A 23,972-nucleotide genomic window follows, 5' to 3' on the forward strand; every position below is an offset into this window, starting at 1 on the left:
ATTAATAAACTTAGCGCCTTTGCGAGAAAAAGTAATAAAATGAAACGATTTGCATTAATAGGGGCGGCAGGATACATTGCCGACCGGCACATGAAAGCCATCAAGGAAACCGGGAATCAACTGATTTGTGCCACTGACCGTTTTGATGTGATGGGACGTATCGACAGCTATTTCCCGGAAGCAGAGTTCTTTCTTGAACACGAAAATTTCGACAAGTATATGGATGACCTGTCGATGCAGGGTAGTCCGATTGATTTTGTAAGTATTTGCACACCCAATTACATGCATCCTTCGCATATACGGTTTGCTCTTCGCAACGGAGCAGATGCCATTTGTGAAAAGCCATTGGTCATTTATCCGGAGGATATGCACATCATTAAAGACATTGAAGCGGAAACAGGCAGGCGTGTTTATACGGTTCTTCAGCTACGTTATCATCAAACCATTCTTGATCTGAAAAAGAAGATTGACGAGGGAGATACTGACAAAGTGTATGATATTGATCTAAGTTATATTACCACGCGTGGAAAATGGTATTTCAAAAGCTGGAAAGGCGATGTTCAGAGGTCAGGAGGAGTGGCAACCAATATTGGTATCCATTTTTTTGATATGCTTACCTGGATTTTTGGGGATGTTCAGGAAAATGTTGTACATGCATACGAAGCCAATAAAGCGGCCGGTTTTCTTCGCCTCGAAAAAGCACGGGTGCGTTGGTTTTTGAGCCTGGATGCCAATGATCTGCCCGAATATGCCACCAGTCGTGGTATGCGAACATTCCGCTCGATAACAGTAAATGGCGATGAGGTGGAGTTTAGTGGCGGATTTACTGACCTGCACACCGTAACCTACCAAAATATATTGAACGGGAATGGCTTTGGCATTGACGATGCACGCGAAAGTATTGTTTTAACCGATTATGTCAGGAATACTAAACCCATAGGATTAAAAGGTGATTATCATCCGTTTCTTAAGTAGGAAGACGTTACAATAGTTTTATCAGCTCTTTGGTAAGTGTGATTCGGGAGTATTTTAAAGAAGCTGAGCTTGGCAGCGGTTCATCAATTATATCTTTTGATCGCTGAGAAAGTATTTGAATGCTATTTCTAATTTTCGAGCTATCATAATAATCGCATGTTACTCCACTATTGGTTTCCTGAATGATTTTTGCGGCATCTCCTTGTTCCGGCCCAATTAAAAGAATTGGACGATTCACGGCCAGATATTCGTACAGTTTACCTGTTAATATCCCCAGGTTATTTACGATGTTCGGAATTACAAGTAGCAAGATGTCACTGGTGTACATAAATTCGATGGCTCTTTTATGATTTACATAACCGATCGTTTCAACTTGTGAAGCCAATCCCGCCAGGATAAAAGATTCATTGATTTTATCTGACATCTTTCCAACAAATCTGATTCTAAGCTTGTTTTTTATGGAACTATCGAGCATGTTGATCCCATCGATAAAACCATTAATGGTATAGTCTTCCGACATTGTTCCGATGTAAGAGATAGTGATTATGTCATTCTTCTCAGGGAATATCTTAATGTCAAAATCATCAGGATCGTAACCGTTTGGCAAAACGTGAACTTTGTTTGAAATAGTGCTGTCTTTTTCAATAAACAGTTTCTTTAATGCATCGCTAACTGTCAGTAATTTATCACACTTTTTAATGACTCTTAGCTCGTATTGTTTTTGGATTGCAGTGGCCAGCCAGGTCGGGTATAATTGCTTGTAATAATAGATGTCAGTCCATGGATCGCGAAGGTCAGCAATCCAATTTATCTTTAATCTTTTTTTTAATTTAAGTCCAATCAGTTGAGTTGAATGCGGTGGGCTTGTTGTTATGACACTATCAATGTTATGATTTTTTATTATTCGCGTTGCCTCTTGGTATGCAAATTTGTTCCAGCCTTTTCGCGGATCGGGAAGAAAGAAGTTCCCTCTAATAAAACGAATGATCTTTTCTTTAAAATCCAGGGTTTTTGTGTTCGCAAATCCACCGTAAGGAATTTCCTTATTGGATGATACTTTTTTGTAAACAGAGTATAATTCAAAAGATTTAGTCAAATACACTTTAACATTGCCCGGTACGTCTTTGCAAAGCGTTTCGTCTTTTTGAGGATAAGAAGCATATTTCGGATCAACAGTCAGAACGATGGGAGCCAATCCCATCTGTGACATATATTTGACAAATTTAACCCAACGCTGAACACCGGCTCCTCCACTTGGGGGCCAGTAATAAGTTATGATAAGAACCTTTTTCATATTCTTTTACAAATTTTGGGCAAGGCTCAGCAAATTCTTGACAAACACATCCCACGAATATTTCTGCTTTTCTATTTCCGCGTTTTTGCTGAAATCAGCCTCCTTGCCGTTTTTGTAAAACCGCAGGATAGCTTCCGCCAGTTCATGTTTATCGGGATTTACCACGTAACCCACTTTCTCATTCGGGATTAGTTCAGATAGACCACCCACGTTGGTGGTAATCATCGGTTTGTTAAAATGGTAGGCTACCTGTGTAATCCCACTTTGAGTAGCGGTTTTATACGGTTGCACCACTACATCTGCTGCGCAGAAATACTTATGAACGTCGGTATTTGGAATAAAATCGGTACGTAATTCGATAACGTTTTCGAGACGATTGTTCTTGATAATCTCGTAGTATTTATCCGGTTTGGAGTAGAATTCGCCGGCAATCAACAGTTTTACCGGCAATTCACGCAGGCGTTTATCGGAGAAAGCTTCCAGTAAAAGGTCAAGGCCTTTGTAATCCCGAATAAATCCGAAGAACAAAATATAGTTAGTGTTATCAGCCAGTTTTAGCTGCTTCTTTGCTTCTGTTTTCGGAATAGATTCTCCAAAATTATCGTACAACGGGTGTGGAGTATAGAGCTTTGGTTTTTGTGAATCGAATGAGTTTAAATCATTCAATACACTTTTCGACATGGTGACAAAAGCATTGACACTTCGAACAAAGTACCGGGAAAAAAGCTGATCTCCCGGTTTGTGCTCGTGTGGTATAATATTGTCAGCGATCGCAATAACCTGAGTTTTTTTATTTTTTCGCGCGATCCGGGCGATTGTTCCCAGGCAAGGGGCCATAAAAGGTATCCAGTAACGAAGGACAATGATGTCTGGAGCCAGTTTCTTCAAATACCGTCCGACTTTTATCCAGTTAAACGGGTTAATGGAATTTACCAGTACCTCAATGTCCAGATCTCCAGGCGGTGGTTCTTCCGAATACTGAGTTTTGCCAGGAAAAAGAATCGATGGATATTGTAAGCTAAAGGTGTAAATCTTTACTTCATCGCCGTTGTCGATAAAAGCTAAGGCCATGCGCTCGTTAAAGGTTGCAATACCTCCGCCTCGCAGTGGGTAGGCAGATCCCACGATAGCTATTTTTCTTTTTCCCGGCATTTGTTTATTCTCCTGAACTACCTTGTTGTGACTCCCGGTACCGCTTCTTCTTTCCTCTTTATTTCTTCTCGGTTGCTCTACAGTTATTTTCTACTTGTCCTTTTATTTTTGTTGTCTCGAGAGTGAGAATCTGTTTTATATTTTCCCAAACAAATTCTTCATACTTACCTGTGCGCCAATAATCTTTCCAAGGTCGGCAATGGCAACACGTTCCTGTTCCATGGTGTCGCGGTAACGGATCGTGACGGAGTTATCTTCAGCTGTTTGATGATCGACAGTAACACAGAACGGTGTTCCGATGGCATCCTGACGGCGGTAACGTTTCCCGATCGAGTCTTTTTCGTCGTACTGGCAGTTGAAATCGAACTTCAGATTGTCAATAATTTCGCGGGCTTTTTCAGGCAGACCGTCTTTTTTTACCAGCGGCATAACGGCCAGTTTTACCGGAGCCAGTACCGCAGGAATTTTCAGTACAACGCGTGAATCTTTTTCCAGTTGTTCTTCGCAGTACGAAGCCGAAATTACCTGCAGGAACATACGGTCCACACCAATCGAGGTTTCAACAACATAAGGAACGTACGACTCATTCAGTTCAGGATCGAAGTAACGAATCTTCTTGCCCGAGAATTTTTCGTGTTGCGAAAGGTCGAAATCGGTACGCGAGTGAATTCCTTCCACTTCTTTAAAGCCAAACGGGAATTTATATTCTACGTCTACCGCAGCATTGGCGTAGTGTGCCAGTTTTTCGTGTTCATGGAAACGATAATTTTCATCGCCAAATCCAAGGGCACGGTGCCACTTCATACGTGTTTCTTTCCATTTTTCGAACCAGTCGAGTTCGCTGCCCGGACGAACAAAGAACTGCATCTCCATTTGTTCGAATTCGCGCATGCGGAAAATAAACTGACGGGCTACAATCTCGTTGCGGAAAGCTTTTCCGATCTGTGCAATCCCAAACGGAATTTTCATACGACCGGTTTTCTGAACATTCAGGTAGTTCACAAAAATTCCCTGTGCAGTTTCCGGACGAAGGTAAACTTTCAGCGCACCGTCGGCAGTCGATCCCATTTCGGTGGCGAACATCAGGTTAAACTGACGAACATCGGTCCAGTTGCGGGTTCCTGAAATCGGGCAGGCAATCTCTTCATCAACAATAATTTGGCGCAGTTCGTCCAAATTGCCATCATTCAAAGCCTGTGCAAAGCGGTTGTGCAGTGCATCCCATTTTGCCTGGTTGTCCAACACGCGCTGGTTGGTTTCGCGGAATTGCTTTTCGTCGAAAGCATCGCCAAAACGTTTTTTGGCTTTATCAACTTCCTTGTTGATCTTTTCTTCGATTTTGGCCAGTTGCTCTTCAATCAAAACGTCGGCACGGTAGCGTTTTTTCGAGTCTTTGTTGTCGATCAGCGGATCGTTAAAAGCATCCACGTGTCCCGATGCTTTCCAGATGGTAGGGTGCATAAAAATAGCTGAGTCGATTCCCACTACATTTTCGTGCAAAAGCACCATGCTGTCCCACCAGTATTTTTTGATGTTATTTTTTAACTCAACGCCGTATTGTCCGTAATCGTACACTGCTCCCAGCCCGTCATAAATTTCGCTCGATTGAAATACATATCCGTATTCTTTGCAGTGCGCAACCAGTTTCTTGAAAATATCTTCCTGTGCCATTTCTTGTTAAAATTCTGAATTGAAGCACAAATGTAAGCGATTTTTTTTATTTGAACAGGGATAAGAAGAGAGTTCGGGATTCTGACTTTAAATACTGCAGTGGCGGGTTCAAAACAAAAGCTTTTTTACCACAGCGTCCACAAAGAAGCCACAGAGTAACGCAGAGTTTTCATCTCAATTTAGTTTTGATGAGAATTGAAGAATCACTCATTCCCACATTCTAAAATTCTAATCTTCTAACGTTCCAACCTTCTAATCTTCTAGTCTTCCCGTTTTCCTACTCGTCTACTTCCTCAAAGTCAATGTATTCTTCGTTGCGGTTGTTGTTTTTCTTGTTTGGATTGGGTTGTCCTTCAATGGTTACTTCTCCTTCGGGGCGGCGCGGACGTTGCTGACTACGCTGTTGATCCTGCATTTTCTGCTGCATGTTTTTTACCCCTTTGTCGATCAGCAAGGGAAGGATGTAGCGCGATACAAAACGGATCGCATAGTAAATCAGCACGATAATGAATAGCGTACGCAGGAAGTTTACCAGGAACAGCGTTATAAAAAGGATCATTTCTCTTCTAGTTTTGAAAGGTGGAAAATAAAAAATTCACACCAAACGACAAATTTAAGCTTTTTGCGGAGGTAGGTTTTAAAAGTCCGGTAATATTATTGGTGCTCAGAAAATATTGCGCACGGCGGCCGGTATAACTGGCTCCAAAACCGGGTAAAATATTTTTCGTGTTGAACAGGTTGACTGCTCCCGCGAGGTTCCAGTGTTCTCCCAGCTCGGTGTGGTAAAAACCTGTGAGGTAATGATAAGAATTGCCGGAATAACCCGTGTATTGGCCCGATACGCCAATCTCCGATTTTTTATTCATTTGCGTTTTTATTCCCACAATCATTTTTAAGGGAAGTTGTTGTACTGCCCTTTTTTTAACCGGTTGGGCTGAAATAATGTACGGGATTCGATCCGAAAAATTATTTAAGGCCCGGTGTGGTGGCTTGTAATTAGTAGGATCGTCGGGATTATTCGATTGGTAAAGTTGATTCTGCCGGTAAACAAGCGAACCCACAAACTCAGCTTCATAGGCGCGATGTTTAAAGCCAACATAACCCAGATCGAGCACCGATACAGCCAGTTCGGTTTCCTTGTTGACGCGATAGGTAAGTCCCAGGTCAATTGCCGGGCTTAAGTTGTGGAAATTGAAAAAGTAATCGCCGGGTTTGGGATTCGGACGTATAAATGTGGCTTGTTCTTCTGCGTTGAGAACAACCTCAATCGGCCCCGAAATGGTATACTTTCCTTTGGGTGTGACAAGCAACTGTTGCTGCTCGGTATTGGTTTCCACTTCAAATTGTAGTTCAGGGATGTCGTAATAAAAACGGGCAAACAAAAGTTTTGGACGAATTCCAATAGTCAGTCCGTCCCAAATTTCGGTGGAGTAGCCCAGGGCCACTTCGCGATAATAAAATGCGTTGAACGACAGGGGGCCCAATTCTTCTTTAGGCTGGCCATAATAGGGAAGCGTTCCCAGATCGATGAAATGCAGAAGATCGTGGTCGAAGTTAGTTGTAGCTACAGCTTTTTCCGAAACAGAAAAGCTGAAGTTTTGCATTCCGCTTCTTTTGCTGATATAGAAAACGGGCACAGTTACTGCTGGAAATGCATCGCCGGGTTCTCCCAATTGGTTATAAAACCGTTCGAAGCTGTAGGAAAAATCGCTATCGAAAATATAGTCGGGTGCAAAATTGGCTTTCCAGTCGAGGGTAAAGCCGGAAAGAATTGGCAAGCCGATCACCATTCGTTCATCCTGGTTTTGAAAGGCGGGATTGGCATTCGCCGATTGGCTGACACTCCGGATAAACTGGAGCACATTACCTTCCTGAGACCACAACGACTGCGATCCGGCGAAAAGAACGATTAAAGTGATACTAATGCTTTTTAATGCTTTGTTCATACCCGTTAAAACGCAAGCGCAAAATAAGTTATTATCTTGAAAACGACAGAAACAGCCACAAAAAAAGGCGGGTTGTCCCGCCTTTCGTTATCATAGTTTTCTGAAATTATCGCTGCCTGACGTCGCCGCCGCTGGATTCATCAATGTCTTTTGTTTTTGGATTTCCGGAATAAACGATGTCGCCACCGCTGCTTGCTTTAGCCTGAATTTCCTCGGTAACGGAGAGGCTGATGTCTGAACCACTGCTGGCTTTTGCCTTGCAAAAAGCTGCTTCCAGGTCGCTGGCGTTGATGTCGCTTCCACTGCTGGCCTCGGCATTCAGGTATTTTACACTTCCGCTAAGTTTAGCATCCGAACCACTGCTGGTATCAATCGAAAAATTCTTGATATGTAATTGAAGTTTTACATCGGCTCCGCTGCTGACATTTACCTCGAGTTCATCGCCTTCGAGTGTCGTTTCAGTTTCCACGTCCGATCCCGAAGATGCATCGAGCGCAACCAACTCTTTTACGGTTACATAAGCTTTTCGTGATTGATTGCCATTCCAGTTAAACCAGCTGTTTTTCTGCTTCATGTAAATGAGCAGAGTACCGTCTTTTACCTCGGTTTTTATATCATCAATAATATCATCGTCAGCAACAATTTTTACCGACTCATCATTTCCCATCGAGAGGTAAAGATCAATTCCGGTGGATACTTTAATAGCATTAAATCCTTTAACGTTTCTTTCTTGTGATTCGTTGCCCGCTAAAACGGTTCCCACTCCGGTAAAAGCGATCATGACCAGGAGCAACATTGTTCTGAGTGTTTTCATCTGATTAAAATTGTTTGTTTGCTTTTTGTATTTGTAATGACGCCAGGTTCTCCGAAAAGTTACAACCTGCTCAGTTTTTTATCACATTTCCGCCTGAAGATTTGCTGATATCGGTTTCTGACGGTTCTCCGGCATAAAATATATTTCCTCCGCTGCTCGCTTTTGCTGTTAAGCTTTTGGAGGTAGCTGCCCACACATTAGCCCCACTGCTGACTTTCAGTTCTCCTTGTTTGCAATTTAAATCGCCGGCTTTTATGTTCGAACCCGAACTGGCGGTTGCGTTTAGTGAATTTGCTTTCCCTTCCAGAAAAATATTCGATCCTGCCGATGCCGATGCGTTGACAGCGTCCGCGTTCAGCCTAAGTTTAAGGTTGGCGCCTGCCGAAGCTGAGAGTTCAATGTCGCCTACTTCCAGGACGTTTTCAGAATAAATGTTACTTCCGGCTGTTGATTTTAACGATTCGATTTCGGGCAGTGTAATGTATACTGCTTTTGATTTGGCGTTTCGGATGTTGGCGGTGCTTCTGACGATCAGCATGTCGCCTTCCAATTCCGTTTCAATGTATTCAAGCAGATTTTCATCGGCTTTCACCACTACTTTAAAATCGTCGCCAATGGAGATGAATGCATTCATTCCGCGGGTTACTTTTACTTCATCGAAATCATTTAATTGACGTGTTTCTTCTACTACATTGCCATTTCCTTTTATTGAAAGAGAGAACATGCAGGAATTCATTACGATGGAGAGAATGAAGAGGCTCAGAATTAAGGTTTTTTGTTTCATGATATTTCTGTTTGGCTTATTTTCAATAAAGTTAGCGGAAACGAATTCGGGGTGAAGAATTAAATCGTTGAACAAAGGATTTTTATCGGTAAATGCAAAAAATGAATGTTTTATGGTGGAGGTGGACAAAGCAAAAAAGGTTGACTCATCCGGTCAACCTCTCTTGTATGTATCATCACTGATTAAACTATCCGGCATTCGGACGTGGCGCTTTTTCGCCCCTGAAACCGTTGTTGCGGTGGTCCGTCATCCAACCTTTCATGGCATCAAATTTTAGCAGTTGCTCTTCGGTAAGCAGCGAACGAATTTGCTGGTGTTGTTTCGCCATGATTTTCTGAATTTCAGCTTTTACTTCCGACATTTTATCAATGTTCTGGTAAATGGCATCCAGATCGGCTTTTTCGGCAGTAGTCAAGGTTTGCTGACGGGCTTCAAGTTCTCCCAATTCGTTGCGAAGTGGTTTAACTTTTTTGGCCGTTTCCAAACGAATGGTTTTCATTTGTTCCTGTTGTTCTTCTGTAAAGAAATGATTCATGCGATCGGCAAATCGCTCATTACGGGGCATAAAAGCTTCACGCGGTTCCCGATCGCCTTTTTTAGTTTCAGGGTTCTGGGCAAGTGCCATAGAAGTTACTGCGAAAACAGTAATCAGTGTTAAAGTTAAGAATCTGATTTTCATAGCCTTTATTTTTATGTTATTGAACTCGCTTTTTGGACAGGGAATCATTTTTTCGGTTTAATCTCAGTGTCGATTTTTTTTCATGAATTTGTTGGATGGAAATAGCTAAGTGTCAGATAGACAAGTTGCTTTGATCGAATGTCGTGTCAGAAAATAACCGGCTTTTAATATAAATTAACGTAACGGAATTGAGAATTGGTTAACTTATATGAGGTAAGAATTGTTACTTTTGACGTTCAACATTGAGTTACAGCTCAAATAATTGCAGAAAGGAAAGAAAAGATGAAGAAGAAAATTTGGATAGGAGTGATGCTGGTCGTGGTGATGGGAGCCATGGTTTTGGGTTTCACCCGCGACGAGAAAAATTTTGAAATAGCCAAGAATCTGGATATCTATCATACCCTTTTCAGGGAACTGAACATGTTTTATGTGGATGATATTGATCCGAATAAACTGGTAAAAACCAGTATCGATGATATGCTGATGTCACTCGATCCCTATACCAACTACATTTCGGAAGACCAGATCGAAGATTTTCGTTTTATGACTACCGGCGAATATGCCGGAATTGGTGCGTTGATCGGTCAGCAGAACGGGAAAATCGTTATTTCAGAACCTTATGAAGGGTTCCCTGCACAAAAATCGGGTTTGAAAGCTGGCGACATTATTCTCGAAGTTTCGGGAAAAGACACCAAGGAAATGACAACCGAAGATGTAAGTAACCTGTTGAAAGGTCCGGCCAACCAACCTGTGACGATAAAACTGCAACGCCCCGGCGACAAAAAGCCGTTTACAGTTGATGTGGTGCGTGAGAAAATTTCGATTGATCCTGTGCCGTATTACGGAATGCTCGATGATCACACCGGATATATTCGGCTCACTCAGTTTACTGCCGATTGCGGTCAGGATGTTCAGGAAGCTTTCCTTGAGCTGAAAAAAAACAATCCGGATGCGCTGGTGCTCGATTTACGCGGGAATCCGGGCGGCTTGCTGATGGAAGCAGTAAACATCGTTAACTTATTTGTTCCGAAAGGAGAAGAGATTGTAAGCACCCGCGGAAAAGTAAAACAATGGGATAAAACCTACACCGCTACTTCCGCACCGATTGATACTACCATTAAAATTGCGGTACTTGTAAACCGGGGTTCCGCTTCGGCATCAGAAATTGTAGCCGGTGCCATCCAGGATCTGGATCGTGGAATTGTTGTGGGGACACGTACCTTTGGAAAAGGTTTGGTGCAAACCACCCGCGACTTAAGTTACAATACAAAACTGAAAGTGACCACTGCAAAATATTACATTCCCAGCGGACGCTGTATTCAGGCGCTGGATTACTCGCACCGGAACGAAGATGGCAGCGTCGGTCATGTGCCGGATTCACTGATTACGGAATTCAGTACGAAACACGGGCGCAAAGTTTATGATGGTGGCGGTGTTGTTCCCGATCTGAAAATTGATAGCGACCAGTTGAGTATACTTGCCATCGAGCTGGTTACGCGTTTCGCGGTTTTTGATTTTGCGACCAAATATTCGAACGAAAACGCAACCATTCCGCAACCCGAAGATTTTGTGGTCACCGATGATATCTACAACCAGTTTATGGACTATGTAAAAAGCAGCAACTTTAAATACGATTCCGAATCGCAGGAAGAATTTAAATCGTTGCTCGACGTTGCCAAAAAGGAAAAATATTATGGTTTGGCCGAAGCTGAATTTGAGGCCTTGAAAGCAAAACTGGAACCCAATCTCGATAAAGACCTGAAGGAATTCCGTAAAGAAATAAGCGAATTGTTGGAAGACGAGATCGTTTCTCGTTATTACTATCAGAAAGGTGCCATTCGTGCAGCGATTAACGACGACGAAGGCATTAAAAAAGCAGTGGATGCCCTGCATTCAGAGACTGCCTATGCTGGGTACTTTACCCCGGGAACAGTAATTAATATGAATTAGTTTTAAAAGCTGGATAAAGAGAGGAGGTCAGATGGCCTCCTCTCTTTATGTGAAAGTCTATCGAAAATCAATAGCAAAATAAGTTTCAATATTGTCTGACTCACCCTGATCCGCGAGTACTCGGGATCTTCCCTCTCTATGCCTAGAGAGGGAGCGAGGGAGAGTAAAAGTCATTAATTTCATATCTGTTTGTGATTCCTGAGAATCATGATTGTTTTATGGTTTGAATTCAACATATTTCGAAGCTTTCTGTTAGGTTTTTAGAACCCAAACCAATCGCGAAATCGAATCACACCTAAATTTTGTAATTTAAAGGCCCGGCCATGCGATTTGATATTTAGCAGAAAGCTGAAGATTTTAAGGTCCAAATCATTTAATTGAAAGCAGATGAAACACTTCAAAAGATTTATTTTACCGATTTTATTACTTGCCGTATCTATTTTCCTGAAATACTTTATTGAGAAATATGATTTCACCTATGAAGCATCGTATCCCATATTCGATATCATCGGCTCAATCCTGATGATCACGAGTATTGCATGGATATTAATCTCATCATTAAGGACGGTTAAACGTATTTTCCTTGAAAATTTTGATACTTCGCAGGAGAACAACCTGCGGTCGCGTAAGCTCCATACGCAGTTTAATATTTTGGAAAGCGTTTTTATCGCAATAATAGTGGTGATCGCCATTGGAGCCATTCTGATGTTGTTTGACGATGTTCGTAAACTCGGACTTAGTTTGTTTGCCTCGGCAGGAGTAGCCGGGATAATTGTTGGTTTTGCTGCGCAGAAGTTTATCGGTGCTGTAATTGCCGGATTACAGATTGCCATTACTCAACCTATCCGGCTCGACGATGTGGTGATTATTGAAGGAGAATGGGGGAGAATTGAAGAGATTACATTAACCTATGTGGTGGTGCATATTTGGGATAAACGGCGGTTGATTGTTCCCACTACTTATTTCTTTGAAAAACCCTTTCAAAACTGGACCCGTACAACAGCTGAAATCTTAGGAACAGTATTTATTTATACCGATTACAAAGTTTCGTTTGAAGCGTTGCGTGAAGAATTGACGCGTTTGTTGGAATCGACTCCGCTGTGGGATAAAAAGGTTAATGTCCTTCAGGTAACCGATGCCAAACCCAACGGAGTGGAAGTGCGGGCGCTGATGAGTGCCAGGGATTCATCAACAGCCTGGGATCTGCGGGTTTTTGTGCGTGAAAAACTGATCGAATTTCTTCAGAAAAATTATCCCGAAAGTCTGCCCAAAACACGTATTTTGATAGAAGGTGACGGTAGCGCCTTGAAATTTGAAAAGGAAAAAATATCAAATAAATAAAATGAAGATCTATTTTGCAGGCTCTATTCGCGGAGGGCGCGAAGATGCAGCTTTGTACGAACAATTAATTTCTTATCTGAAAAACTTTGGTGAAGTGCTTACCGAACATGTGGGCGACCAAACGCTTTCTGCTTTGGGCGATGACGGGCCAACTGATCGTTTCATCCACGACCGCGACCTGGAGTGGTTACAGGCTGCCGATGTATTGGTAGCCGAAGTGACAACCGTTTCAATGGGAGTGGGTTACGAAATTGGTCGAGCAGTTGCAGCCGGTAAAAAAGTATTGTGTTTGTTTCGCCCCGGTAGCGGAAAGAATCCTTCAGCCATGATCGCCGGTTGTTCAAGCCTTACATGGGTTGAATATACTTCTCTTTCAGAAGCGAAAGAAGCTGTTGATCTGTTTTGGAAGGCGATTTCCTGATGGTACTTGCCCGACTTAGATGGCTGAAAACTTAGCGATCCAGCCGTCGCTTCGGGGATTGAGATTATCGTAAAATCCGGGACCGATAACCACAAAACCTCCGTCTTTTGTATTGAGAACTTTGCAAACTCTCGAAAATCTCATGTTGAGTAAAAGTTCGTTCAATACTTCGCCGTTTCCATCCACTTCCATTATCCATGGACCAACTTTTCCGGCAAACGAACTTTCTTTGGTGCCGGCCACGATAAAATGACCATCGGGACGAATGGCAATGGCGTATCCTCCTTCAGAGCCTTCAGCATCAAAGTTTTTGGCCCATTTTACTTTACCGTTACAATCCACTTTTTTCAAAATAAGGTCAAAATCAAAGATCGGGTATTCATCATTCATGTCGTTCAGACAGTTACCACCCCAACCCACCAGCATAAAGCAACTGTCGGGAGAACAACAAACACACTCTGCCCATTCTTTGCTTTTGGGTGAATCCATGCGGTTAGTCCAAAGGGCGTTTCCTTCGCTGTCGGTCCGGATGACGATCATATCGCAATCATTTTTGGCCTTACCTGCCACTTGCCCTCCCAGCACAAAACCTCCGTCGGGAAGATGTTTTATGGTTGAAAAGCAACCTTTCGTTGTTTCATTAAAGGTTTTCTCCCAGGCTACATTTCCTTTTTCATCCAATTTGGCCATCCAAAGCTTCGGATGTTCTGCGTCTGTTCCTTTTGCTCCCGCAACTACCCATTCGTTTTCGTTTAAAACTGCAATATCTGCACCCTTAAAATACATTCCGTTTAAAGAGCTTTGGCTGATTTCCTTTCCGCTGAGATCGGTTTTCCGAATCAGGATTTCTGACTGATCAGCAGGATTTTTTTGAGAAAGTATAACCAGGCTACCTTCCGGAGTGATTGCAATTTTAGCCGGAAGCTCATTGTCTGCAGATTCGAATGTTTTGTTCCAGGTTAAGTCGCCTGAATCGGTAAAACATAATAGACAAACATTAGTAGGATTGGTGTTAACAGCGCCCAGCACTGCGAAGCCACCTCCCGGAATTTCCAGCACATCAGAATAATAATCCTGGTTTTTATTGGCAGATACTTTTTCCCATTGTTCGTCCCAGGTTTGCGCAGGGCTGTATATGGCCGCGAAGGCGAACGTTAGTATCAAAAAAAATAATGGTTTCATCTGGTTAATTATTGTTTTTTTATGGGTATACGTTTTTCAGAAAAACAAGTTATGTTCAGTTTGTGAAAAAATTATGCTTCTGCAATCAGATCATTTGTTCAGTTAGATTGCGGGATGAATCTATAATCGCAGGAGACACAGAGCTTTCTTGTGCAGAATTGAATCTGCCAGAAGAACTTTTTGTATATTCGGACATTGCTTCAGTTTGATCGGATATATCGACAATTTTGGAAGTAAATTTTGAAAAATATTAATCTAAACCAATGAGTTTAAAGGAACCAAATCAATTAAGCAGGAGAAACTTTCTGGGGCTTTCTGCTTTGGGACTTACAGGTCTCACCATTCTCCCAAGTTGGGTTGTCGACGGAGTGAAAATAGCACCAAGCGATCGTGTTGTTATGGGCTTTATTGGCCTGGGGCAGCAAGGAATGAACGATTTCCTGAGTTTTTCGAAGGTACCCGGCGTGCAGGTTGTTGCCGGTTGCGATGTCGATTCAATGAAAACCGAGCGTTTTAAACGACGCGTGGAAGAATGGCAGAAATCACTGGGCCTTGCTCCACGTTGTGACAAGTACGAACAATACGAAGAACTGCTTGAACGTAAGGATATTGATGCTGTTGAAGTTTGTTCTCCCGACCACTGGCATGCACTGATGACCATTCATGCCTGCCAGGCTGGAAAAGATGTATATGTGCAAAAGCCACTCTCGTTTACGATAACCGAGGCACAAAAAATGCTTCGCGTGGCCAACGATAATAAAAGAATTGTTCAGGTGGGAAGCCAGCAGCGTTCGAGCGGCGAATTTCAGAAAGCCATTGAGTTGGTTCAGTCTGGCGCCATCGGGCACATTGATAAAATTTATGCACGGGTAGGTGATCCGCCAAAACCACTGGATCTTCCTGAAGATATCGTTCCCGGAAACCTGAATTTTAATTTATGGATGGGGCCGTTGAACGATCCGAAAATTCATCATCACCCCGATCTTTGTCCTCCTATTTCGCTTGATCCGCCGGAAAGAGAAAAATTGTGGGGAGCCTGGCGCTGGTACCTCGAAACCGGTAACGGTTTCACTGCCGACTGGGGTGCGCATATGTTCGACATTGCCCAGGCAGCCATTGGTATGGATGGTTCGGGCCCGGCAGAAATTATTCCCAAGGGATACAACGGACAGGAATACCTGACGTTCAAATACCTGAACGGAATTGTAATGACTGAACAACCTTATCTCGATGATGTCCCGAAAGCTCAGGGAATCAAGTTTATCGGCGATAAAGGTTGGATCGAAGTTGCACGTGGTTACCTTGCTTGTTCCGATGCTTCGCTTGTTCCGGAAGCACTCGCTGGTGCTCGTCCGGGCGATTTGAATGCTGCAGAAAAGGCCCGAAAATTCAAAGAAATGCAGAAAGCGCAGTCAAAAGGGAAGGGCAGTTTCGAGATCAGTTCGCCACATATGCAGAATTTTGTGGATTCTGTTCGGTCGCGCGAAAAAACGATTGCACCGATTGAAGTGGGCGCCAGTACTGCTATTGTGTGTTGCTTAGGGAACATGGCCACCGAATTGCAACGTCCGGTGAAATGGAATCCGGCTACCCAAAGTTTTGGTGCCGACAAGGAAGCCTGGAACCACCGTTTATATCATTACGATTACAGAAGACCTTATAAATTGTAATACACCAACTTTAATACCTAATGAAGAAAAGAGAATTTTTAAAAAGCTTGGGTTTGCTTACCGCTGGCGGAGTAGTTAGCAGTGCAGTTAATCCTGCATCCGCTGCTTCGTTGATGAGCAGTCCGGCAGCCAAAAAACAAATTGGCTTGCAGTTATATTCGCTAGGAAAAGAATTAACCGACGATGTACCTGAAGGACTTAAAAAAGTAGCCAAAATTGGCTATACAAATGCTGAAGCAGCTGGTTATCGCGATCGGAAAATGTATGGATTAGACGTTACCGAGATTAAGAAAATGGCCGACGATGCCGGTCTAAAGATGAGCGGCTCGCATGTGAACCCTCCGGTTCGTAAGTATTCGAAAGATAACAAAGCTGAAATTGCTGATTTTTGGAAAGCAGCCGTTGAAGATCATGCGAAACTTGGCGTAACAACTCTTGTTCAGCCAGGAATGCCACAGGTAGAAACAGAATCGGATGTTGCATTGGTGGCTGAAATATTCAATAACGCCGGCGAAGCTGCCAAAGCAGCCGGAATTAAATGGGGATATCACAACCACAGTCACGAGTTTGAACGCGTATCGAAAGATGGCGACAATTCAAAAAAAGGTGGCGTTTTTTACGATATGGTCCTCAACGGAACGGATCCGTCACTGGTTTTCTTTGAAATGGATGTTTACTGGACGGTAATGGGGCAGTGCGATCCGCTGGAATATTTTGCCAAATATCCTGGCAGGTTTCCTGTTCTTCACATCAAAGACCGTAAAGTATTGGGACAGTCAGGAATGATGAATTTCGAAAACATCTTTACAAAGGCTTACGAAAACGGGCTGGATGAATTTTTTGTTGAATTGGAAGGTATCCGCAATGGAATGACCCAGTTCGAGGGAGTAAAAGAATGTTTCGACTACCTTAACAAGGCCAAATTTGTGAAATAAGAAATTTGAATCAAATGATAAAAGAACGGGTGCAGTTTTGCATCCGTTTTTTGTGCCGGGTATTTTCCATTAACATTTATTTATATTGCTTTTTAGGTCCTTTTGTTTTGAAGTAATTTGAATTATAAACTATATGCTTTATGAAGAATATATTGAATTTTAAAATATTTCTTTTAAAGAATAATTTAATACTTGTCATAATTAGTATATTATTAACGACAAGTTGTTCCATTAAAAAGAATTGCAGTCATTCTTCGAGAATAAACAATGAAGAAACTATTTTATTGCACCAACCTGGTGCGAGTATTGTTTATCCAATATCCGGGAGCATTTTTAATTCCATCGATCCTCGGGACATTGCAAATACTCATGGTTTTACATTATCGGTACGGTCTGACGGAGAACGTATAATTACGCAAAAAACTTTTGAATTAATTTCTAGTGGGGGGGCGATTGCTTTGGAAAGCGGAGTCGTGTCATCCAACACCAGATACTTGAAATCGTGGAATTATTACATAAATGATAAACTTATGCCATATTATTCACGTACTCTTGCAACTACATTAATGCCTCAAGCAATTGATGAAGTAAAATTCGTCAAAAATGATTCTTTAAAAATGGTGTACGTTTCTGATGCAAAATTATCAGATAAAATTGACCAAGGTGTCTCTGCTATAAAAATTTATACTCGAAATTTCATTCCCAATGAAATTTCTAATAACTCAATTATTTATACAATTAACAATACTGTGATTACACAGAAAATATTTGAAGCTCTTAATCCGGTTTTCATTAAGACATTACAACGCAGTACGAATAAAAAAGATTTAGCCTCCTATGAAAAAAAAGGACTAAAAGAGGTTGTTAAGATAGAACTTTTCACACTAAAAGAGGCATTATCTATCTTTACAGCAGATGGAGGAAATACAGCTTTACTGGTTGATAATATCGAATTACCACTTGATACAAAGGAAATGTTAAAAAAAGATTTTTTTAAAGAAATCAAGTATATTTCCGCTGGGGATGAAGGAGCCAGCATTTATGAACAAAAACATCCAGGCAAAAAGCATTTTATACTTATCTCATTATAAGTAAATATGCAGTAGATTTCCTTTTAACCGTGAACCCAAATTAATATGAATTAAAAAACAAGCCGATGTTAAGGATCTTTCTGGGAAGCTTTGCAAATAATTAGTTCTCAGGAAAAAGGGTGCATTGATTTGATCAGATGCACCCTTTGTTTTTTGATTCATTTAATGCTTGTGTTCTTCTTTCGCATCTTTGGCTTTTTCAGCCTTTCTGTCGTAGTGACAACATCCGGGAAGTTTTTCGTAAACTTCGTTAGCGGCCTTGTAATGCGGCGTATCGTGACCAACCTTTGCAACAGCCTTTTCAATTTTGTCGGTATTTGCTTTTGTGTCGTCAAAAGTTACTTCCAGCATTTTGGTCTCTTTGTTCCAATCGGCTTTTGTAACTCCTTCAACGGCGCTGGCTGCTTTCTCGATGCGTTTCTCACACATTCCGCAGTTTCCGTACACTTTGAATTTTTCCGTTTTATTTCCTGCAAAAACGGTAACAGCACCCATCATAAACAGGGCAACTAAACTTAAAACTTTTGTTTTCATTTTTTAAAATTTTAATGGTTAATAAATCAATTTTTTAAAATGTATCTCAATAATTATGTTTTTCGTAATCGAAGCGCATTTGAAATCACCGATACAGAGCTAAAACTCATGGCTGCCGCAGCAATTAATGGGCTGAGTAAAACACCAAAAAACGGGAATAAAATACCGGCTGCAACAGGTACTCCCAATGCATTGTAAACAAATGCAAAAAACAGGTTTTCTTTAATGTTTCGCATAACTTTATGACTAAGTTCACGAGCCCTCATTATGCCATTTAAGTCTCCTTTTATCAATGTAATTTCGGCACTTTGCATGGCAATGTCGGTGCCGGTGCCCATGGCAATTCCAATGTTGGCCTGCATAAGTGCCGGCGCATCGTTTATGCCGTCACCTGCCATGGCAACAATGTGTCCTTTTTCCTGAAGTTCTTTTACTTTCTTGTATTTGTCTTCAGGTAAGCAATCAGCCTCAAAACCGTCGAGGTGTAACTCCTCTGCCACGGTTTTTGCAGTGTACCTGTTGTCTCCGGTAAGCATGTAAACTTTAATGCCCATTTTTTGCAAAGAATGAATCGCTTTAGCTGAAGAACTTTTGATGGAGTCGGCCACGCTTATCAAACCTTCGACCCTGTTTTCAACTAAAAGATACATCACCGTTTGCCCGGTTGATTGCCAGTTTTTTGCAACTTCGGTTACGGTTTCATCAGTAGTTACGCCAAAATCTTCCAATAAGCGATGGTTACCCAATCCCACTTTCTTTTTTTGGTAAATTGCCTGGACTCCCTTCCCGGTAAGCGATTCGAATTTTTCCAGTTTTTCAGGATGAATATTCTTTGCTTTGGCCCCATCCACGATAGCGTCAGCGATGGGATGTTCGCTGTTTGCATCAATAGATGCAGCAAGCCGAAGCACTTCTTTGTCAGTCATTTTTCCAAGCGACCGGTAATTTCTTAATGAAGGTTTTCCTTCAGTGATGGTGCCGGTTTTATCGATAATAAGTACATCCACCTTGTTCATTTCCTCAATAGCACGTGCATCTTTTACAAGTACTCCGGATTGCGCCATTCGGCCGGAACCCACCATAATTGACATAGGCGTGGCTAGTCCCAATGCACAAGGGCAGGCAACAATCAGCACCGCAATGGCATTTACAAAAGCATAAACATAAGCTGGTTCAGGCCCCCAGATGGCCCAAACAACAAACGTGATAAGAGCCACGCTAACAACAATCTGAACAAAATATCTGGCGACTATATCGGCCAGTTTTTGAATGGGAGCTCTTGAACGACCCGCTTCGTTGACCATTTCCACAATTTGCGAAAGTAAGGTATCAGCACCCACTTTTTCCGCTTTCATTTCAAACGCGGTTTTCCCGTTAATGGTTCCGCCGGTTACTTTGCTGCCCTCCGATTTGTCGGCCGGAATGGGTTCTCCGGTAATCATGCTTTCGTCGATTACGGCGTTTCCTTCGGTTATGGTTCCGTCGACCGGTACTTTCTCACCGGGTTTTACCTTCAGAATATCGTCAACCTGTACTTCTTCAAGGGGGATCTCTACCTCTTCGCCGTTGCGGATTACCCGTGCTACGGGTGGCACCAAACCAAGCAATGCTTTAATGGCCGAATTGGTTTTGCTGTGTGCGCGTAATTCCATTACCTGCCCAAGCAATACAAGGGTTAAGATGACGGCTGCTGCTTCAAAATATACATGGACATTTCCATGGATATCTTTAAATTGTGCCGGGAAAACCCCCGGAATTAGAATCGCCAGTACGCTGAAAATGTAAGCGGCTCCCACACCGATGGAAATCAGTGTCCACATATTTGGATTGCGTAGCTGAATAGAGCTCCAGCCTCGTTTGAAAAAATCCCAACCGGCGTATAAAACGACAGGTGTGGCCAAGATAAATTCTATCCAGTTCCAGACTTTTGTGGATGCGAGCTCGTATAATCGTAAAAAAGGAAACATTTCTGACATGGCGATAATAAAAACGGGAACACTAAAGGCGACAGCCAGCCAGAATTTACGAGCCATTTTTTTGTAGGCTTTTTCTTCGTCGCTTAATTTTTCACCTTTTTCCGGAACCAGATCCATCCCGCATTTGGGGCAATTTCCCGGATGATCCTGCTTTATCTCAGGATGCATGGGGCAGGTATAAATTGTTTTGTTCTGGTTAACTGGTTTTTGAGTTTCAACTTTTTTCAAATCCATGCCACAAACCGGGCAGTTTCCGGGTTCATCGTACATTTTGTCACCTTCACATCGCATTGGGCAGTAATACTTGCCTTTCCCGTTCGATGATGTTACTTTTTCATGTTTATGTTCTTCGTGGTGATGAGGATGATTGTACAAATTACCGGCCCGGTGCTTATCCTGTTTTTTCTTTCCTTCTTTTTTCTGAGGAACGAGGTGCATGTTACACACCGGGCAATCACCCGGCTGGTCGTATCTTTTATCGCCTTCGCAGTGCATCGGGCAGGTATATTTCTTTACTTTTTCCATATTCATGTTTTTCTTTCTCTATGGATTAATGTGAAAGAACGCTTTTCTTTTCTTCGAACTCATCTTTGTTGATCTCGCCCCTTGCATAGCGCTCTTTTAAAATGTCGAGAGCCGATTTTCTTTCTGTTGGAACTGAGTTGCCTGAATTGATACTTTTGATGACCGCCCAGATAATAATTACCAGAATTACCAGACCAGCCAACCAGCCAAAACCCATTCCCCAACTCATTCCATTCATTCCTGTTCCAATCATTCCGTACATGATGTGTCTCCTTTCTAAATTTTTACTACTGTAAAGTTACAATGCCGGCCTCCCAAATGTGTTACATCTTTTTTAAAATGATTTACACTATTTTAAGTCATACGTCGTCGATTGAATTGCGTTTTTTTTCTCCAAGTTTTTTGAAATATGAAGGTGTAAAACCGGTCACTTTTTTAAACTGGCCCGACAAATGTGCCACGCTGCTGTAGCCCATTTCCCAGGCAATTTCACTCAAGGTTTTCTCGTCGTATACCAGCAGTTCTTTCACCCGTTCAATTTTCAGATGAATAAGGTACTTTTCAATTGTGGTGCCTTCTACCGACGAGAACAATGAACTCAGGTAAGGGTAATCGAGATTCAATTTTCCAACCAGGTAATCCGAGAAATTCAACTTTTTTTCTTCGTTGTGTTGATACACATATTCGATTGAAATGGTCTTTATTTTTTCGATTAACCGGCTTTTGGCATCATTGATGATCTCAAAACCAACTGTTTTTAGCCGGGTATTGATCTTTTCCATTTTTCCCGGAACCAGTTCACTTTTTAGCGTCACAGTTCCGAGTTGCATGTTTTCTGTCTGGATACCGGCTTCTTTAAAAATCTGCGAAACCACCATGATACAGCGGTTGCAAACCATATTCTTAATGTTGATTTTCATGGATCATTCTTTTTCATTTTAACGACAGCGATGCATGTACGTTTTTATCGTGTCAAAAACAGAAGGCCAAAGTTTCTTCCCTTCAACCAACATCCTGCTTTGGCCTTCGGAATTTCTTTCATTTAGCTTTCTTCCTCCAGACAGTTGGCGATGTCTTGAATTCCGCAACCAGCGCGGGAACCGTCTTGGTTTAAATTTCCCTCATCAAAGGAACAGGCATGCCCGGTAAAAGAAGCGCCTTTATCAAAGAGCATTTTTATTCCCAGAGCCAGCATTACGATAGCAACCAGGATTACCGTTACAATAAGTGTTTTAATAATCATGATCTTTTTTATTTAATGGTATCCTTGTTTTCCCCGCAATTCAGCATCATGTCTCCGAAATAGGGATTTCGGATTTCCTCGGTTTCGCTAATCCAGTAGGCGCCTTTATCCTCCAGTGCCATTGGGCAGTACTGGTAATAGGCAGTGTCGTTGCTCAAGCCAAACATCTTCAGGCTTTGGTAAAACGCATTGCTGAAATATGAAAATGCAGACCGTTGTTTTTCAATGTCGCTTTCTGTACTGATATTTTCTACAGAGTTGTTCAGTGTTTTTAGCTGGTTCATCCAGGCCATGTGCGCATCGCCTTTCAGTAATTCCATATCAACCGATTTTAGGGATTCTTCTACCTTTTTTGCTTCTGAACTTACTTTCCCCGGATCGGATTCAACAAAAGCGTTTTTCATTTTCAGGTACGCATTCAGAACTTCTGTAAGCTGGCTTTTAAATTTTGGATCCGTTTCAACTGCTTTGACTTCACGACTCTGGCTTTCACTCATATCCATTCCACCATGATTATGCCCGGTTGAACCGGCGCCACCCTCGGGATTCATCATACTGGGTTTCCCGGCGAGTTGTGCTGCTGCATCGATACTGAAAGTTCCGTGAACAGCAATCTCTTCTCCTTTCTGCAAACCGTTCTCAACAACATAGCTTTCACCCAATGCAGGTCCAAGTTCTACCTCGCGCATCTTGAAATACACGCCCTGGTCGTTTGTCGATTTTACATACACCAGCGAACGTTTGCCGGTCCACATCACCGCTGTTTTGGGTATCACCACAGCGTCGGTTTGAGGCAGTTTGGCCTCCACTTTCCCCGACACAAACATTTCCGGTTTCAGCTTTAATCCGGGGTTGGATTTTACAATTCGAGCCTTGGCAACACGGGTTTTCGGATTGATGACAGGATCGAGGTAATCGATGGTTCCGTCAAACGTTTCGCCCGGAAGCGATTCAACCGTAAACGATACTTTATCACCTTTTTTAACCCAGGACATTTCCGATTCATACACATCAAAAAGGATCCACACTTTTGACAGATCGGCAATTTCGTAGATGGCTTGTCCTTTCCGAATATAGTCGCCTGTATTTACCATCTTTTTAGTTACATAACCCGAAACATCGGCTCTTACATCGAATGTTTCCTGTGCTTTCCCCGAAGCCAGAATTTGCTCAATCTGTTCATTACTTAATTTCCAGTTTCTGAGTTTTTCCTTGGCGGCTTCGAAAAGCTGAGCCTGTGTAGCTTTTATTTTTTGTGCTTCCAGCAACTCTTCCTGCGCAGTAACCAAATCGGGTGAATACACAGAAGCGATCACCTGTCCTTTTTTCACGTAATCGCCGGTAAAATTCACCATCAACTCTTCAATCCTGCCCGGAATGTGCGACGACTGCGAAAAAACCAGGCGTTCATCTTCCTGAACTTTGCCATCGAGCCTGATAATTTTTACAGGTTCTGCTGATCCGACAACAGCTGTTTGAATGTTGGCCAGTTGCATGGCTGTGGCCGACATGCTGATCGCTGAAGGATCGGTTTCTCCGTGTTGTTCGTCTTCCAGAGGAATTAAATCCATACCGCACAACGGGCAGTCGCCGGGTTCGTTTTGCCTGATCTGCGGGTGCATGGAGCAAGTCCAGATAGTTTCTCCGGCTGCCTCCTCGTGGGCGTGTTCATGCTGGTGTTCGTCGGTGGTTTTGGCTTCTGAGCCTCCAAATATTAACCAGCCCAGTAGCAAGCCGGTTGCCAGCGTGGCCAGAATGATGACGATTGTTTTTTTATTTGTGTTCATCG

22 protein-coding genes are annotated in these 23,972 nt (G+C 42.4%); 7 read left to right on the forward strand and 15 right to left on the reverse strand.

From position 1 onward, the window contains the following. Positions 1-39 precede the first annotated feature (39 nt). A complete protein-coding gene (locus tag MR764_RS06495; RefSeq protein WP_247978595.1) occupies positions 40-975 on the forward strand; it encodes a Gfo/Idh/MocA family oxidoreductase in 936 nt (311 codons plus the stop codon). A 7-nt stretch (positions 976-982) separates the two neighbouring features. On the opposite strand, the gene MR764_RS06500 is transcribed toward MR764_RS06495, so the two are convergent. The 8 genes from MR764_RS06500 to MR764_RS06535 form a co-directional block, all read right to left on the reverse strand. Next, positions 983-2,269 (reverse strand): glycosyltransferase family 4 protein, encoded by a 1,287-nt coding sequence (locus MR764_RS06500; RefSeq protein WP_247978596.1) that lies wholly within the window; start codon positions 2,267-2,269, stop codon positions 983-985. Positions 2,270-2,275: 6 nt separating this feature from the next. After that, on the reverse strand, positions 2,276-3,421 hold the full coding sequence (locus tag MR764_RS06505) for a glycosyltransferase (RefSeq protein WP_247978597.1): 1,146 nt from the start codon (positions 3,419-3,421) through the stop codon (positions 2,276-2,278). Between the two features lie 135 nt (positions 3,422-3,556). Next, positions 3,557-5,092, reverse strand: a complete 1,536-nt coding sequence (locus MR764_RS06510; protein WP_247978598.1) for a glycine--tRNA ligase — start codon at positions 5,090-5,092, stop codon at positions 3,557-3,559. Between the two features lie 277 nt (positions 5,093-5,369). Then, on the reverse strand, positions 5,370-5,651 hold the full coding sequence (locus MR764_RS06515) for a DUF4834 family protein (protein WP_247978599.1): 282 nt from the start codon (positions 5,649-5,651) through the stop codon (positions 5,370-5,372). Between the two features lie 7 nt (positions 5,652-5,658). Then, positions 5,659-7,038: a DUF5723 family protein gene (locus MR764_RS06520; RefSeq protein WP_247978600.1), complete on the reverse strand. Its 1,380-nt coding sequence runs from the start codon at positions 7,036-7,038 to the stop codon at positions 5,659-5,661. A 106-nt stretch (positions 7,039-7,144) separates the two neighbouring features. Further along, positions 7,145-7,852: a head GIN domain-containing protein gene (locus MR764_RS06525; protein WP_247978601.1), complete on the reverse strand. Its 708-nt coding sequence runs from the start codon at positions 7,850-7,852 to the stop codon at positions 7,145-7,147. A 70-nt stretch (positions 7,853-7,922) separates the two neighbouring features. Further along, positions 7,923-8,636 carry a head GIN domain-containing protein gene (locus MR764_RS06530; RefSeq protein ID WP_247978602.1) on the reverse strand — a complete coding sequence of 238 codons (714 nt, stop codon included), beginning with the start codon at positions 8,634-8,636 and terminating at the stop codon, positions 7,923-7,925. A 187-nt stretch (positions 8,637-8,823) separates the two neighbouring features. After that, entirely contained in the window at positions 8,824-9,315 is a 492-nt protein-coding gene (locus MR764_RS06535) for a periplasmic heavy metal sensor (protein WP_247978603.1), read from the reverse strand. 282 nt (positions 9,316-9,597) lie between these two features. On the opposite strand from MR764_RS06535, the gene MR764_RS06540 reads away from it, so the two are divergent. The 3 genes from MR764_RS06540 (at position 9,598) to MR764_RS06550 (ending at position 13,027) form a co-directional block, all read left to right on the forward strand. After that, entirely contained in the window at positions 9,598-11,265 is a 1,668-nt protein-coding gene (locus tag MR764_RS06540) for a S41 family peptidase (RefSeq protein ID WP_247978604.1), read from the forward strand. Positions 11,266-11,652: 387 nt separating this feature from the next. Next, entirely contained in the window at positions 11,653-12,606 is a 954-nt protein-coding gene (locus MR764_RS06545; RefSeq protein ID WP_247978605.1) for a mechanosensitive ion channel domain-containing protein, read from the forward strand. Position 12,607: 1 nt separating this feature from the next. Further along, on the forward strand, positions 12,608-13,027 hold the full coding sequence (locus MR764_RS06550) for a nucleoside 2-deoxyribosyltransferase (protein WP_247978606.1): 420 nt from the start codon (positions 12,608-12,610) through the stop codon (positions 13,025-13,027). A gap of 15 nt (positions 13,028-13,042) precedes the next feature. Here MR764_RS06550 and MR764_RS06555 read toward each other — a convergent pair whose 3' ends face one another. Continuing rightward, positions 13,043-14,209: a hypothetical protein gene (locus MR764_RS06555; protein ID WP_247978607.1), complete on the reverse strand. Its 1,167-nt coding sequence runs from the start codon at positions 14,207-14,209 to the stop codon at positions 13,043-13,045. A gap of 263 nt (positions 14,210-14,472) precedes the next feature. Between MR764_RS06555 and MR764_RS06560 the strand changes: the two genes are divergently transcribed. The 3 genes from MR764_RS06560 (at position 14,473) to MR764_RS06570 (ending at position 17,905) form a co-directional block, all read left to right on the forward strand. Next, positions 14,473-15,879: a Gfo/Idh/MocA family oxidoreductase gene (locus MR764_RS06560; RefSeq protein WP_247978608.1), complete on the forward strand. Its 1,407-nt coding sequence runs from the start codon at positions 14,473-14,475 to the stop codon at positions 15,877-15,879. Positions 15,880-15,899: 20 nt separating this feature from the next. After that, positions 15,900-16,814 (forward strand): sugar phosphate isomerase/epimerase, encoded by a 915-nt coding sequence (locus tag MR764_RS06565; RefSeq protein ID WP_247978609.1) that lies wholly within the window; start codon positions 15,900-15,902, stop codon positions 16,812-16,814. Positions 16,815-16,954: 140 nt separating this feature from the next. Further along, a complete protein-coding gene (locus MR764_RS06570; RefSeq protein ID WP_247978610.1) occupies positions 16,955-17,905 on the forward strand; it encodes a hypothetical protein in 951 nt (316 codons plus the stop codon). Between the two features lie 162 nt (positions 17,906-18,067). Here MR764_RS06570 and MR764_RS06575 read toward each other — a convergent pair whose 3' ends face one another. From MR764_RS06575 to MR764_RS06600, 6 genes are all read right to left on the reverse strand, one after another. Beyond that, entirely contained in the window at positions 18,068-18,439 is a 372-nt protein-coding gene (locus MR764_RS06575; RefSeq protein WP_247978611.1) for a cation transporter, read from the reverse strand. Between the two features lie 53 nt (positions 18,440-18,492). Beyond that, entirely contained in the window at positions 18,493-20,940 is a 2,448-nt protein-coding gene (locus MR764_RS06580) for a copper-translocating P-type ATPase (protein ID WP_247978612.1), read from the reverse strand. A gap of 25 nt (positions 20,941-20,965) precedes the next feature. Further along, positions 20,966-21,202: an SHOCT domain-containing protein gene (locus MR764_RS06585; protein WP_247978613.1), complete on the reverse strand. Its 237-nt coding sequence runs from the start codon at positions 21,200-21,202 to the stop codon at positions 20,966-20,968. 97 nt (positions 21,203-21,299) lie between these two features. Next, positions 21,300-21,860 carry an AraC family transcriptional regulator gene (locus MR764_RS06590; protein ID WP_247978614.1) on the reverse strand — a complete coding sequence of 187 codons (561 nt, stop codon included), beginning with the start codon at positions 21,858-21,860 and terminating at the stop codon, positions 21,300-21,302. Positions 21,861-21,982: 122 nt separating this feature from the next. Beyond that, positions 21,983-22,183 carry a hypothetical protein gene (locus MR764_RS06595; RefSeq protein WP_247978615.1) on the reverse strand — a complete coding sequence of 67 codons (201 nt, stop codon included), beginning with the start codon at positions 22,181-22,183 and terminating at the stop codon, positions 21,983-21,985. An 8-nt stretch (positions 22,184-22,191) separates the two neighbouring features. Then, positions 22,192-23,970 (reverse strand): efflux RND transporter periplasmic adaptor subunit, encoded by a 1,779-nt coding sequence (locus MR764_RS06600; RefSeq protein ID WP_247978616.1) that lies wholly within the window; start codon positions 23,968-23,970, stop codon positions 22,192-22,194. Positions 23,971-23,972 lie beyond the last annotated feature (2 nt).

The sequence above is a fragment of the Maribellus sp. YY47 genome (assembly GCF_023111095.1).
GTDB lineage: Bacteria > Bacteroidota > Bacteroidia > Bacteroidales > Prolixibacteraceae > Draconibacterium.